The sequence below is a fragment of the Leucobacter sp. GX0328 genome (assembly GCF_053567315.1).
Window position 1 is genome coordinate 202572 of record NZ_JBSGPC010000003.1, and the last position, 14206, is coordinate 216777.

Annotated in this window: 12 protein-coding genes; 6 read left to right on the forward strand and 6 right to left on the reverse strand. The window is 69.5% G+C overall.

All coding sequences use genetic code 11. From position 1 onward, the window contains the following. Positions 1–44 precede the first annotated feature (44 nt). Both ACUYTF_RS12060 and ACUYTF_RS12065 read right to left on the reverse strand, forming a co-directional pair. Positions 45–950 (reverse strand): ABC transporter permease subunit, encoded by a 906-nt coding sequence (locus tag ACUYTF_RS12060; RefSeq protein WP_434143491.1) that lies wholly within the window; start codon positions 948–950, stop codon positions 45–47. Next, entirely contained in the window at positions 950–2272 is a 1323-nt protein-coding gene (locus ACUYTF_RS12065; RefSeq protein WP_434143493.1) for a betaine/proline/choline family ABC transporter ATP-binding protein, read from the reverse strand. Before ACUYTF_RS12065 ends, ACUYTF_RS12060 begins: the two co-directional genes overlap by 1 nt. Positions 2273–2956: 684 nt before the next feature. On the opposite strand from ACUYTF_RS12065, the gene ileS reads away from it, so the two are divergent. From ileS to ACUYTF_RS12095, 6 genes are read left to right on the forward strand one after another with little or no spacing between them, the layout of a single operon-like run. Continuing rightward, positions 2957–6310 carry an isoleucine--tRNA ligase gene (ileS, locus tag ACUYTF_RS12070; RefSeq protein ID WP_434143494.1) on the forward strand — a complete coding sequence of 1118 codons (3354 nt, stop codon included), beginning with the start codon at positions 2957–2959 and terminating at the stop codon, positions 6308–6310. After that, positions 6307–7680, forward strand: a complete 1374-nt coding sequence (locus tag ACUYTF_RS12075) for a glutamate ligase domain-containing protein (RefSeq protein ID WP_434143496.1) — start codon at positions 6307–6309, stop codon at positions 7678–7680. Before ileS ends, ACUYTF_RS12075 begins: the two co-directional genes overlap by 4 nt. Continuing rightward, a complete protein-coding gene (locus ACUYTF_RS12080; protein WP_434143498.1) occupies positions 7677–8129 on the forward strand; it encodes a DUF4233 domain-containing protein in 453 nt (150 codons plus the stop codon). The genes ACUYTF_RS12075 and ACUYTF_RS12080 overlap by 4 nt, the downstream gene beginning before the upstream one ends. Before the next feature lie 52 nt (positions 8130–8181). Beyond that, positions 8182–8598 carry a nucleoside-diphosphate kinase gene (ndk, locus tag ACUYTF_RS12085; protein WP_434143500.1) on the forward strand — a complete coding sequence of 139 codons (417 nt, stop codon included), beginning with the start codon at positions 8182–8184 and terminating at the stop codon, positions 8596–8598. A 34-nt stretch (positions 8599–8632) separates the two neighbouring features. Continuing rightward, positions 8633–9874, forward strand: a complete 1242-nt coding sequence (locus ACUYTF_RS12090) for a DNA glycosylase AlkZ-like family protein (protein ID WP_434143502.1) — start codon at positions 8633–8635, stop codon at positions 9872–9874. An 11-nt stretch (positions 9875–9885) separates the two neighbouring features. Then, on the forward strand, positions 9886–10617 hold the full coding sequence (locus ACUYTF_RS12095; RefSeq protein WP_434143504.1) for a TSUP family transporter: 732 nt from the start codon (positions 9886–9888) through the stop codon (positions 10615–10617). An 8-nt stretch (positions 10618–10625) separates the two neighbouring features. On the opposite strand, the gene ACUYTF_RS12100 is transcribed toward ACUYTF_RS12095, so the two are convergent. The 4 genes from ACUYTF_RS12100 to ACUYTF_RS12115 form a co-directional block, all read right to left on the reverse strand. Beyond that, entirely contained in the window at positions 10626–11771 is a 1146-nt protein-coding gene (locus tag ACUYTF_RS12100; protein WP_434143506.1) for a serine hydrolase, read from the reverse strand. A gap of 37 nt (positions 11772–11808) precedes the next feature. Continuing rightward, on the reverse strand, positions 11809–12480 hold the full coding sequence (locus tag ACUYTF_RS12105) for a hypothetical protein (protein ID WP_434143507.1): 672 nt from the start codon (positions 12478–12480) through the stop codon (positions 11809–11811). Beyond that, positions 12477–13625, reverse strand: a complete 1149-nt coding sequence (locus tag ACUYTF_RS12110) for a serine hydrolase (RefSeq protein WP_434143509.1) — start codon at positions 13623–13625, stop codon at positions 12477–12479. The genes ACUYTF_RS12105 and ACUYTF_RS12110 overlap by 4 nt, the downstream gene beginning before the upstream one ends. 79 nt (positions 13626–13704) lie before the next feature. After that, a complete protein-coding gene (locus ACUYTF_RS12115; RefSeq protein ID WP_434143511.1) occupies positions 13705–14166 on the reverse strand; it encodes a hypothetical protein in 462 nt (153 codons plus the stop codon). Positions 14167–14206: the final 40 nt, after the last annotated feature.

Consider the following 14206-nt stretch of genomic DNA (forward strand, 5'->3'; position numbering starts at 1 on the left):
CGAACGCACGGCTGGTGGGTTTCTAGAAGTCGTGCAGCGGCCGGTCAGGCCGCCTTGGCCAGGGCCTGCTTGCGCTGCGCATCGCGCCGCTTGCGCAGCGCGCCGAGCAGCGAGTGGCGGTAGTCGCCGGGGTTGCCGAGCGCGGCGGTGACGCGGTCGAGGAAGACGGCGAGGATCACGACGCCGAGACCGGCTTCCACGCCCTGGGCGATGTTGAGGGTCGCGATCGCCGCGACGACCTCCTTGCCGAGACCGTTCGCTCCGGCCATGCCGGCGACGACGGCCATGGACAGCGCGAGCATGATGACCTGGTTGATGCCGGCCATGATGGTCGGCATGGCGAGGGGCAGCTGGATGCCGCGGAGAATCTTGCCCGGAGTCGCGCCGAAGGCGTAGCCCGCCTCGACCGTCTCCGAATCGACGCCGCGGATGCCGAGCTCGGTGAAGCGCACTCCCGGCGCGACCGAGAACAGCACGGTCGCGAAGACGCCCGGCACGTAGCCGATGCTGAAGAAGATCACGGCGGGGATCAGGTAGACGAAGGCCGGCATCGTCTGCATGAAGTCGAGGATCGGCTTCACGATCGCGCTGAACGCGTCGTGCCGCGCGGCGAGTATGCCGAGCGGCACCGCGATCAGCACGGCGATCGCTGCGGCGACGATCACGAGCGCGAGGGTGAGCATCGCGTTCTCCCATTGCCCCATCGCGACGATGAGCAGCATCGTGAGCAGCGTGCCGACGGCGAGCTGCCACGAGCGGACGAGCCAGCCGATCAGCGCGAAGACGATGATGAGTACGGCGAACGGGACGGCGGTGAGACCGTCGGCGAGCCCGGAGACGAGCATCTTCACGACGAGCGTGATCACGTCGAGCAGCCCGTCGAAGGTGCTCTTGAACCAGTCGAGACCGTCGGCGACCCATTCGCCGAGCGGAATGCGGAATCCGTCCATCAGCGCGCCTCCCCGTCCTCAGCGCCGCCCGCGGTCGCGGCGGCGAGCGTCTGCGTGATGATGTCTGCGGGAACGTCGGGCGTGGGTTCGATGATCGGGATCTCCGTAGTGACGGCGGGCAGGTCGGTGAGCGCTGCGAGCAGCGTGACGCGGGGGACGACGCCGATGAGACGGTCCGCCTCATCGGTGACGGCGACCGGCAGCGGCGATTCGACGGCGAGCTCGAACAACTCGGAGATGAGCTGGTCGGGTTTCACGATCGATGGCGTCGGACGCAGCCGCTCGGTGATGTCGCTGCCGCCCTCGCGCACCTGGCGCAGCACGTCCTTGTCGCGGACGACGCCGAGGAGCTTGCGCGACCCGGTGGTCACGAAGCATGCGGAGGTCTGCAGGTCTCGCATCGTGCGCAGCGCGGTGCGCGGGCCGGCGCTGGCGGGGACGACGGCGCGCGGCGGCTCCATGACATCGCCCGCGGTCAGTACGCGCGCACGGTCGACATCCTGCACGAACTGGGCGACGTAGTCGTTCGCGGGGTCGGTGAGGATATCGTTCGGGGTGCCCACCTGCACGATGCGGCCGTCGCGCATGACGGCGATGCGATCGCCGAGGAACATCGCCTCGTTGAGGTCGTGGGTGATGAAGACGATGGTCTTGCCCAGCTCCTGCTGCAGCTCGACGAGCTGCTCCTGCATCTCGCGGCGGATCAGCGGGTCGAGTGCCGAGAACGCCTCATCCATGAGCAGGATATCGGTGTCCGCGGCGAAGGCGCGGGCGATGCCGACGCGCTGCTGCATCCCGCCGGACAGTTCGCCGGGCATATGGTTCTCCCAGCCGGCGAGGCCGACGCGGGCGAGCCACCCGGTGGCGCGCTCGTTGCGTTCGGCGAGCGGAACGCCCTGCAGTTCCAGGCCGTACGCCACGTTCTCGAGCACGGTGCGGTGCGGGAGCAGCGCGAAGTGCTGGAACACCATCGACATGCGGTCGCGACGGATCTCGCGCAGTTCGGCGGGGGAGCGATCGACCACTTCGGCGCCCTGCACCTTGATCGAGCCCGCTGTCGTCGGGTTCAGCCCGTTGAGCATGCGGATCAGCGTGGACTTGCCGGATCCGGAGAGGCCCATGACGACGAAGATCTCGCCCGGCTGCACAGTGAAGTCGGCGTCAATGACCGCGGCCGTGCCGAACTGCTTCACCTGGTCGCGCGTGGCTCCGCTCTTCAACCGCTTCACGGCCTCGCGCGCGCGACGGCCGAAGACCTTGTAGGCCCCCGTCACCTCGATCGCCGGGACGACCGCGGCGCTGTGCTCGGGTGGTGTATTCACTTCTTCAACTCTCTCGATAATGAATCCGAGAGGCCGGGAACGACGGGGTCGTCGCAAACGATTCCGATCGGTCGAGCCGTTTTCCGGCGCTGCCGAGCGAAGGCCTCTCAGCAGGCCTGCATCTGGTATTGCGCGAGCATATCGGCCACCTGCCATCGCACTCATCCCGGTTCGCCGTATCTCAGCGTTTTCGGTCCGGGGGCGCAATGAGCGGCACTGATTTCTGCACTCAACGCTGTCTTCGACGCTAACAAGGGTGTGGTGCGATCTGCAATGCCTGTGTTTCGGCCATCGGTCGCTATGAAGATCCGATTGTTAGCCTGATCTGGAGTTCTCACTTCGAGCAGTCGTTATGCGTTCGTTACCTGGAAGTCCGTTCGGCGGGCCGCCGGGCCGCATCCGCGGGCTGCGGCCCGGTTCGGGCTCTGCTCGGATACGATGCGATAGGGTGGTCTTCAAGGACTGCGAACCGGCTATCACCGGGGAGTCCTCGGAAGAACGGTGCCGCGGCTCGCCGCGGCGCTCAGTAGAACCGAGCGGGTGGCCCGTTACAGCCGAACGAAGTGGCCGCGCAGGCATCCGCAAGGGTGCAGTGCGGCAAGCGGGGTGGTACCGCGGGTCGACGAATCTCATCGGCCCGTCCCGGCAGCAGGACACGATCAGCCGCAGCCGACAAGGACCCCCATGCCGTACCCGCAGCAGCACACCGGTGCAGAGCAGCCAGCAGCCGAAGACCGCTCAGGAGCAGCGTTCGGCGTCTCGCCGTCGCCGAAGCTCCCCGAGATCGAGCAGAGCGTGCTCGGCTACTGGGCCGCCGACGACACGTTCCGCGAATCCATCCGTCAGCGCGAGTCCGCGCCCGAATGGGTGTTCAACGACGGCCCTCCCTTCGCCAACGGCCTGCCGCACTACGGCCACCTGCTGACCGGTTACGCGAAAGACGTCTTCCCGCGGTTCCAGACGATGCGCGGCAAGAAGGTCGAGCGCCGCTTCGGCTGGGACACTCACGGCCTCCCGGCCGAGCTCGAGGCGATGAAGCAGCTCGGCATCACCGAGAAGAGCCAGATCGAGGAGATGGGCGTCGCGGAGTTCAACGCGAAGGCCCGCGAGTCGGTGCTGCAGTACACGAAGGAGTGGGAGGAGTACGTCACCCGCCAGGCGCGATGGGTCGACTTCGAGAACGACTACAAGACGCTGAACCTCGGGTACATGGAGAGCGTGCTGTGGGCGTTCAAGCAGCTCTACGACAAGGGCCTCGCCTACGAGGGCCACCGCGTGCTGCCCTACTGCTGGCGCGACGAGACTCCCCTCTCGAATCACGAGCTGCGCATGGACGACGACGTCTACCAGATGCGCCAGGACCCGTCGGTGACGGTGACCTTCCCGCTCACAGGCGATCGCGCTGAAGCGCTCGGACTCACCGGCGTACGCGCCCTCGCGTGGACGACGACCCCGTGGACGCTGCCGACGAACGCCGCGCTCGCAGTCGGGCCCGAGATCGACTACGCCGTCGTGCCGGCAGGGCCGCTCGGCGCGGCCGACGGCGCTGCCGAGGGCGAGGCGGAATACCTCATCGCCATCGATCTCGCGGGCAACTACGCCAAGGATCTCGGCTACGAATCCGCCGACGCCGTGCGCGAGGCCGCGGCGCGAACCGTGCGCGGCGCCGACCTCGCCGACGTGCGCTACACCGCCGTGTTCGACTACTTCGCCGATGCCGAGACCTGGGGCACCGAGAACTGCTGGCGCATCCTCGTCGACGACTACGTCTCGACGAGCGACGGCACCGGCATCGTACACCAGTCGCCGGCGTACGGCGAAGACGACATGCGCATCACGACCGCTGCGGGCATGCCGACGATCGTGAGCCTCGACGACAGCGGACGCTTCATCAAGGCCGTCACCGACGTCGCCGGCGAACTGTGGATGGATGCGAACCGGCCGCTCATCCGTCTGCTGAAGCAGAACGGCCGGCTGCTGCGCGAGCAGAGCTACGAGCACAGCTATCCGCACTGCTGGCGCTGCCGCAATCCGCTCATCTACAAGGCGGTCTCGAGCTGGTTCGTACGCGTCGCTCCCATCAAGGAGCGGATGCTCGAGAACAACGAAGCGATCACCTGGGTGCCCGAGAACGTGAAGCACGGCCAGTTCGGCAAGTGGCTCGAGGGTGCGCGCGACTGGTCGGTGAGCCGCAACCGCTACTGGGGCAGCCCGATCCCCGTCTGGAAGAGCGACGACCCCGAGCACCCGCGCGTCGACGTCTACGGCTCGCTCGCCGAGCTCGAGCGCGATTTCGGGGCACTGCCCGTGAACGACGACGGCGAGCCCGACCTGCACCGCCCCTATATCGACTCGCTGACCCGGCCGAACCCGGACGACCCGACCGGCAAGTCGACCATGCGCCGCATCGAGGACGTCTTCGACGTCTGGTTCGACTCGGGGTCGATGCCCTTCGCCCAGGTGCACTACCCGTTCGAGAACCGAGACTGGTTCGACACGCACCAGCCCGCCGATTTCATCGTCGAGTACATCGGTCAGACCCGCGGCTGGTTCTACGTGCAGCACGTGCTCGCGACCGCGCTCTTCGACCGCCCCGCGTTCAAGAACGTGATCAGCCACGGCATCGTGCTCGGCTCGGACGGCAACAAGATGTCGAAGAGCCTGCGCAACTACCCCGACGTCAACGAGGTCTTCGACCGCGACGGATCCGACGCGATGCGCTGGTTCCTCATGGCATCGCCCGTCGTGCGCGGCGGCAACCTCATCGTCACCGAGGAGGGCATCCGCGAGGGCGTGCGCCAGTTCATCCTGCCGCTGTGGAACACCTGGTACTTCTTCAGCCTCTACGCGAACGCCGACGGCACCGAAGGCGTGCGCCGCACCGACTCGAGCGATCCGCTCGACCGCTACATCCTCGCGAAGACCGGGCAGCTCGTGCGCGACGTCGAAGCGCACCTCGAGGGCCTCGACACGACCTCCGCTGCGGAGTCGCTGCGCGCGTTCGCCGAGGTGCTGACGAACTGGTACGTGCGGCGCTCGCGCGATCGCTTCTGGGAGGGCGCGACCGGCGACCCCGCGAACCGGCAGGCCTTCGATACCCTGTACACCGTGCTCGAGACGCTCACCCGGGTCGCCGCACCGCTGGCGCCGCTCGTCACCGAGCAGATCTGGCGCGGGCTCGGGTACACCGAGGGCCGCAGCGCCGGCCGCTCGGTGCACCTCGAGGACTGGCCCGTCGCCGACGAGTTCCCGGTCGACGACGAGCTCGTCGCGGCCATGGACGAGGTGCGCGACATCACCTCGCACGCGCTCTCGCTGCGCAAGGCCCGCCGCCTGCGCGTGCGTCTGCCGCTCGCGCGGCTGACCGTGGTCACGACGCGACCAGCAGCGCTCGAACCCTTCACCGACATTCTGCGCGAAGAGCTCAACGTGAAGTCGGTGGAGCTCGCGCAGCAGACGGAGGGGAGCGCGGCCGAGCACGGCATCGTGCACACCCTCGCCGTCAACGCGCGTGCAGCGGGCCCTCGTCTGGGCAAGCAGGTGCAGCAGGCGATCAAGGGCGCGAAGTCGGGCGACTGGAGCGAGGTCGACGGCGTCGTCACGGCCGGCGGCATCGCCCTCGAGCCGCACGAGTACGAGCTGACGCTCAAGGCGGGCGACGACTCCGCGGGAGCTTCTGCGCTCGCGCTGATTCCCGGCGGCGGCTTCCTGCTGCTCGATACGGCGACGACTCCGGAGCTCGAAGCGGAGGGCATCGCGCGCGACGCGATCCGCGCCGTTCAGGAGGCGCGCAAGAACGCCGGCCTCGACGTCAGCGATCGCATCTCGCTCACCCTGAGCGCGGCTCCCGAGTACGCCGCGGCGCTCGAGGCGCACGCAGATCTGATCGCGAGGGAGACCCTCGCGACGAGCTTCGGCCTCGGCGAAGGCACGGGCGAGGCTCCGGAGCAGACGCCCGATGGCGTCTTCGCGACCACGGCCTCCGCTCTCGGCGCCGAGAAGGCGGCGGTGCAGATCGTGATCGAGGCCGCGCGATGAGCCCCCTGGTCACCGGTGGTGTCGGCGCGGGCGGCTCCGAGCCCGCGGAACGGGTCTTCGAGGAGCTCATGACGCGGGTGGGCGAGGCGAACCCGCGCCCCCGTATCGAGCCGGTGCGCCGACTCGCCGAGCTCGCCGGATCGCCGCAGCTGTCGTTCCCCGTCATCCAGATCGCCGGCACCAACGGCAAGACCTCGACCAGCCGGGCGATCGAGTCGCTGCTGCGTGCGCACGGGCTGCGCACCGGTCTCTTCACGAGCCCGCACCTCGTCGACTTCACCGAGCGCTTCCAGATCGACGGCGAGCCCGTCGACGGCGCCGTGCTCGAATCGGCCTGGAAGGAGCTCGAGCTGCCGCTCCAGGCGGTCGACGCCGAGCTCGAGGCCGCCGGGCAGGGGCCCATCACCTTCTTCGAAGCGCTCGCCGTGCTCGCCTACGCCGTCTTCGCCGATGCTCCCGTCGATGTGGCGGTCATCGAGGTCGGGATGGGCGGCGAATGGGATGCCACCAACATCGTCGATGCGCAGGTCGCGGTGTTCACCCCGATCGCCCTCGACCACACGGCCATCCTCGGGCCCGACATCGAGACGATCGCGCGCACCAAGGCCGGCATCATCAAGACCGGCAGCACCGCGGTGACGGCCGAGCAGCGGCCGGAAGCGCTCGAGGAGCTCGAAGCGGCGGCCGAACGCCACGGCGCGCGTCTCATCGTGCAGGGCCGCGACTTCCGCCTCGTCGAGGACAGGCTCGCGGTCGGCGGACGCCAGATCGACGTGCTCGGCGTCTCGGGCCAGGCCTACGATCCGGTGTTCGTGCCGCTGTTCGGGCGGCATCAGGCCGAGAACGCGACCCTCGCGACCGCGGCCGTCGAGGCGTTCTTCGACCGCCCGGTCCCCGAGGAGATCATGGACGAGGGCTTCGGGCAGCTGACCTCGCCGGGCCGTCTGCAGCTCATCAGCGCCGACCCCGTCGTCTACGTCGATGCGGCGCACAACCCGCATGGAGCCGAAGCGCTCGTGCGCGCGGTCGTCGAATCGTTCGCGTTCACCGAGATCGCGATAGTGGTCGGCGTGCTGGCGGAGAAGGATGCCGCGGGTCTGCTCGAGAAGTTCGCGCCGATCGCCGATCGCGCCACCGTCACGCGAGTGGATTCGCCGCGCAGCATCGGGTCGGACCGGCTGCGGGAGATCGCCGTCGAAGCGATGCCCGAGACCGCGGTCGAGGTCGCGGAGTCGCTGGCGGAGGCGCTCGACGAGGCGCGGGCGTGGGCCGCTCGCGAGCAGGGCCGCGCGGTGCTGGTCGTCGGTTCCGTCGTGCTCGCCGGCGAGGCGATCGCCCACGCGCGCGCCGAGGGCTGGGGGAGCGCATGACCGATCAGCAGCCCGGCTCGGACGACGACCTCGTGCTCTCGCCCTCCGAGGAGCGCGCGCACAATGCGGCTCTCCGCGTGTCGGGCGCGGGGCGGGGCGCGGGCTCGACGCAGAAGGCGCTCGCCTCGATCGTGCTCGGCTTCGAGCTCATCATCGTCGTGCTCATGGGGCTCACCATCTTCGGCCTCGGCATCCTCGACCCGCGCGAGCTCGGTCTCTTCATCGGCGGCGGCCTCGCAGTGGTCATCATCGCGGCCCTCGCCGCGATGCGCTTCGGTCGCATCGGCATCGTGATGGGGTGGGCGGTGCACCTGCTCATGCTCATCACCGGTTTCGTGCTGCCCGCGGCCGTCTTCGTGGGGCTCGTGTTCACGGCCCTCTGGGTCTTCTGCATGGTGCGAGGCGCGAAGATCGACCGCGATCGCGCAGCCTGGATGGCCGCCCAGTAGACTGGCTCGGCAGGGATCGACCCCGCCTTCCCGACGACACGAAGGAGCGTGCATGTCCGCAGAACAGACCCTCATCCTGGTGAAGCCCGATGGGGTTGCCCGGGGGCTGACCGGCGAGATCCTGCGCCGCATCGAGGCGAAGGGATACTCGATCGCCGATCTGCGCATGGTGCAGCCCGATCGGGGCCTGCTGGCGGAGCACTACGCCGAGCACGAGGGCAAGCCGTTCTACGAGCCGCTCGTCGAGTTCATGATGTCCGGCCCCGTCGTCGCGATCCGCGCCGAGGGCCACCGAGTCATCGAAGGGTTCCGTTCGCTCGCGGGAACCACCGATCCGACGACTGCGGCCCCCGGTACCATCCGCGGCGATCTCGGCCGCGACTGGGGCCTCAAGGTGCAGCAGAACCTGGTGCACGGCTCGGACTCGACCGAGTCGGCGGAGCGCGAGCTCGCCCTCTGGTTCGGCTAGACGGCGCAGTGAGAACGGAGCGATGCGGCGCGAGATGAGATCGTCCCCTCCGCCGCATCGCCCGGCCCTGCAGCTGAGCCCGACCGAGGCCCGTCGCGTCGCGCTCGGCGCGCAGGGCTTCTCGAACGCCCCTCGGCTGCGCCGTCGGCGCCCGTTCGACGCCGCCCTCGAGCGGCTGCACGTGCTGCAGATCGATTCGGTGAACGTCTTCTCCCGCAGCCATTACCTGCCGGTGCTGTCGCGGCACGGCGCATACGATCGCAGCGCGCTCGATGGGCATCTCTGGTCGAGCGGCGAGTTCACCGAGTACTGGGCGCACGAGGCCGCCTTCATCCCGGTCGCCGACCGCCCGCTGTTCGCCTGGCGCATGTCGGATTTCCGCGATCGACATATCCGCACCGGCCGCACCGAGGCGCTCGAGGCCGCGGTCTCGCGAGTCAGGAGCCGCCTCGCCGCCGACGGCCCGCAGTTCGTCCGTCAGCTCGAAGACGGATCGCGCGGTGGCCGGGGCCCATGGTGGGACTGGAGCGAGACCAAGCGCGCCGTCGAGCAGCTCTTCGCCGAGGGCGAAGTCGTCTCCGCCGGTCGCGAGGGGTTCCAACGGCGCTACGCGCTCGCCGAGCAGACGCTTCCCGATATCGCGCTCGGTGCGGCGCCGCGCGAGCTCGCTCAGCGCCGCCTCATCGACCGGGCCGCTCGTTCGCTCGGCGTCGCAACGCTCGCCGACCTCGCCGATTACCACCGCCTCAAGGCCGGCGACGCCCGGGCGGCGGTGCAGGCCCTCGAACAGTCCGGGGAGCTGATCCCTGTCGAGGTCGCCGGGTGGGCCCGGGCCGACGGCCGTCCCGAGCGCGCCTGGATGCATCGCGACGCCGCCGTTCCGGCGCGGCTCGCGCCCGATGCGCTGCTGACGCCCTTCGACCCGCTCGTGTGGTTCCGCCCGCGCGCCGAGCGCATCTTCGACTTCCACTACCGCATCGAGATCTACACTCCGAAGGCGCAGCGGCGCTTCGGCTACTACTGCCTCCCGCTGCTCGTCGGCGGGCGCATGGCCGGGCGGCTCGACCTCAAGGCCGATCGGCCGAAACGGCTCGGCGAGCGCGGGGCGCTGCTGGTGCAGGCGGCGTGGCGGGAGCCCGGGGCGCATCCGCGCACGGCGGAGACCGCGGAGCGGCTGCTCGCGGAAGCGGCGCGGTGGCAGGGGCTCGACGAGGTGCGGTGGAGCGGAGCCGGCGACCTCCGGCTCCCCGAGCGCTTCGCCGCGGCCGAGGCCTGACGAGGAGTGCTGTGCTGACGTTCGCCGCCGTGACGGTTGTCGCGATCGCTGCCGCGGTGCAACGGCTGACCGGTCTCGGGTTCGCGCTCGTGGCGACTCCGCTCATCGTGCTGCTCATGGGGCCCGTCCAAGGAGTGCTGACGATCACCGTCATCGGCTTCTTCGTGTCGCTGGTGCTCCTCGTGATGATGTTCCGGGACGTGGATTGGCGGCGCACCGCAATCATCGTCGGCGCGGGCGCCCTGGCCTCGCCGCTGGCCGCGCTGGCGATCGTGCGCTCCTCGGCGCCGATGCTGCTGCTCGGGGTGGGATGCGCCGGCCTGCTCGCGCTCATCGCCGGAAGACTCACCGTTCTCACGCGACGGCTGCGCGGTACCGGAGGCGCGATCGCCACTGGCGTCGCGAGCGGATTCCTGCATGTCACGAGCGGTCTCTCCGGGCCGCCGCTGATCGCCTACGGCCTCAACGATCGGTGGGAGCAGCGGAGCTTCATCGCCTCGCTCCAGGCGATCTTCATCGGGTTCCACCTGATCACCCTGGGCTGGCGCGGGTTCCCGGAAGTGTCCCTCGCCCGCTTGAGCGAACTGCTGGTCGCAGCTGCTGCGGGCACGCTCGTCGGTGCGCTGGCGGAGCGGCGGGTGCGGCCCGCCTGGTCCCGGATCGGGATGCTCGTGATCGCATGGATCGGCACGATCGCCGTGCTGCTCCGCGGACTATGGATGATGGTCGCGCCGGCGCTCTGAGCCGCCGCCTACCGGGGCGGCATATCGGCGAGGATCTCGCGGAACATGTGCGCGGGGAGATCGGGATCGGCCCCCGTGCCATTGATGAGCACAGCGACGGTGCGGCCCGAGCCAGCGTCGTGCATCGTGAGCGCCTGGAAGCCGAGCCCGTTGCCCGTGTGGCCCACCCAGCCGTCGATCTCGCCGAGCGCGAAGCCGTACCGGTCGTACTCGGGGCTCTTCGGGTCGTCGGCGATCGAACCGAGAACGGAGAGTCGGGCGGAGTGCGTCGCGGCATCGATGAGCGCTCCGCTCCCGAGAGCCGTGCCCCAGGTCGCTAGATCCCGGATATCTCCGGTGAGGGCTCCGGCCGCGCCGAACCAGCCGGGCGCCGCCTGCGGAAGGCGTTCGGGGTCGCCCTCGAGCCCGAACTGGAAGCCGCGCGCGTCGAGCTGCGGATCGGTGAATCCGTAATGCACCGAGTCGAGGCGCAGCGGCCGCAATATCCGCTGCCGCACCGCCTCCTGCCACGGCTTGCCGGTGATGCGCTCGATCGTCTCGCCGAGCAGCAGCGTGTTGGTGTTCGAGTACTCGTACGCCGTGCCGGCGTCGAAGACCGGCGAATCCGGGTAGGCGAGGTCCAGCAGTTCGGAGGTCCGAGGCTCCCGATCGGGGGCGGAGACGAGCAGCTCGCCGAGCTGCGGACTCGCCGAGTAGTTCGCGAGGCCGGAGCGCATATCGCCGAGATCGGCGATCGTCACGCCGTCTCCGCCCGGGACGCCGTCGACGTATCGCGAGATCGGGTCGTCGAGCGCCAGTTTGCCCTCGTCCGCCAATTGCATGATCACCGTACCGACGAAGGACTTGGTGATGCTGCGGTAGGCGAAACGCGTGCCGTCCGCGACCTCGCGCGATTCGCCGCCGGTCTCGCCGGGGGCTTCGCGATCGGCGTCGCCGAACGTCAGCAGAGTCTCGGCCGCGCCGGGGCCCGTGACGATGATCGCGCCGCCCGGAACGTCCTGCCCCTCGAGCGCACGGTGCACGGCGCCGCTGAGCTCGGCGTGAGTCGGAACGCCGCGCGGCTCGGTTGCGGCCTGCGGGGGAGTCGCGCACGCGGCGAGGAGCAGTACCGTGCCGAGGGCGGCGACTCTCATGAGGGGCTTCGATGCCTGCATGTGCTCATGTAAACACTCTGCGGGGCATTCGACAACCCTATGATCGGTCTCGGCGTGCATCGAGACGTCTGCGAACCTCGGCGAGCAGTGCTTCGGGGTCGTCGGCCCAGAACCTCAGGACATCGATGGCGTGCCCGCCGCCCTTCGGGGGCCTCCCCGGCAGGTCGACCTCGAGCGGCGCTTCGAACTCGATCGCGAGGTTCGTTTCGCTGCCGACCCAGATCGCGCCGACCCGCTCGCCCTCGTACTGGAACACCCGCCCGGGCTTGTCGGTGCTGGTCGGATCGATGCTCTCCTGGGTGAGCGGGGCGTAGCGGATCGCTCCGAACTCCTCCCAGCTCACCGGTATCTCGATCTCGAGGCCCTCCCGCACGATGATGCCGTCATCGCCGACGGTGTGGGGCCGGGTGAAGTAGGCGCAGAGCAGGCCGATCATCCAGGTGAGCCCCCAAATTCCGAGCACGAGGAAGGCGATGCGCACCGGCGTCCAGCGGTGCACCACGGCGTCGATGATCGGAATCTCGACCGCGGAGACGGCCATGAAGATGATGAGGATCGTGAGGACCGGTCGATGGTAGGCGAACCCCGTCGCGCCCTCGTCGATCTTCGGGCGTCGGGCGACGGCGCGCCAGAGGCTCTCGTAGATGCGCAGCTCCATGCGAGCGGCGCGCACCGCGAGATCCGTGATGACGTGACGGCGTGCGCTCATGCTCCCGAGAGTACCGGCAGCATCGCGCGGAACATGTGCGCGGGGAGGTTCGCATCCTCCGAAGCCCCGTTGAGCAGGATCGCGACGGTGCGGCCGGTGCCCGGGTCGTAGAGCACCAGCGATTCGAAGCCGAGGCCGTTGCCGGTGTGCCCGACCCAGCCGTCGATCTCCCCGAGCGCGAAGCCGTATCTGTCGTACTCGGGGCTCGACGGGTCGTCCTCGACACCGCCGAGCGTCGCGCTCCGGTAGTCGTGGGTGCCGAGGTCGAGGAGGGAACCCGAGCCGAGCGCCCGGCCCCATGCTGCGAGATCGACCACGTCGCCGTCGAGGCCGCCCGCTGCGCTGTACCACCCGGGAGCGGCGTCCACGACCCGGCCGAGGGTCTCCGCGCCGAGCACATCGAATCCGTCGGCGTCGAACCCCGAGCCGTCGGCGCCGACGTGCACGGACGCGAGTTGGAGCGGCTCGGTGATGCGTTCGGCGATCGCCCGCTCCCAAGGCTCGCCGGTGACCTCGGCGATGACCGCGCCGAGCAGCAGCGTGTTGGTGTTCGAGTACTGGTAGGCCTCGCCCGGCGCGAAGACGGGTGAGGCGGAGTATGCGATCTCGAGCAGTTCGGCGTCGTCGGGCGAGTGCTCGGGATCGGCCTCGAACAGCTCGTCCGTCTCGGGCATCGCGAGATAGTTCGCGAGCCCGGAGCGCATCACCGCGAGGTGCTCGATCGTGATGTCGTCGCCGTTCGGTACGCCGTCGACGAATTGCGAGATCGGATCGTCGACGTGCAGTGCGCCCTCGTCGGCGAGTTGGAGGACGACCGTTCCGATGAAGGTCTTGGTGATGCTGCGGTACGCGAATCGGGTCGCCTCCGTCACCTCGGTGTCGGTGGTCGCGCTGCCGAACACGTCGACGACCCGGTCGCCGTCGGCGGCGGTGAGCATGACGGCCCCACCGGGCACGGCAGCATCTCCGAGCGCGTCGGCGACGGCGGCGCTCAGCTCCTCCTCGGAGGGCAGCGGTGCGGTGTCGACGATCGGGGCCGGTGCCTGTGCGGGACGCTCGCCGTCGGCGGCGCAGCCTGCGGCCGCGATCGCGATCAGCGCGCCGAGGGCGCAAGCGGCGAACGCGCGAGTGGGGTGTGCGGGCATGGGTGCCATCGAACCACACCGGATTCGATCGCAGATGTGCGAACGGTGCGAATGCGGGCGGCGACCGTACCCGAGTCGGCTATGCGGAGCCGTCGGCGACGAGCTGCCTGAGTCCGGTGTCGTGCAGCAGGAACTGCGCTCGGATCTGGGGGCCGTTCGACGGCCAGGAAGCGGCGAGCTCGCCGGCCCACTCGAGATCCTCCGCGCTGAACCGCTCGCTTCCGAGCCGCTCCCAGACGAGCACGACGCGGGAGGCGCCGGCGAGTTCCGCGATCATCGCGAGACGGTCGCGGAACACTTCGATGAACGGTACCGTCCCGAGATCCTCGACGTCCCAGAGCTCCTGCGGATCATCGGGGAGTTCGTCGAACGGCATGACGGGGTCGACGATCCGGTGCGATTCGTCGAGCAGGAACGTCCATACCTGGCGCCGGCACGCACCGGTGAGCAGTTGCAGCAGCGTCCGCTGCAGTTCGGCATCGGTCTCGAGTCTCGCTCGCGGGGGAGCGGCGGGGGTCGGGCCGGCGATTCGGGGAGTCATGCCAGGAGTCTGCGGCTCCGCGGTCGCGGAAGCGAGCGGG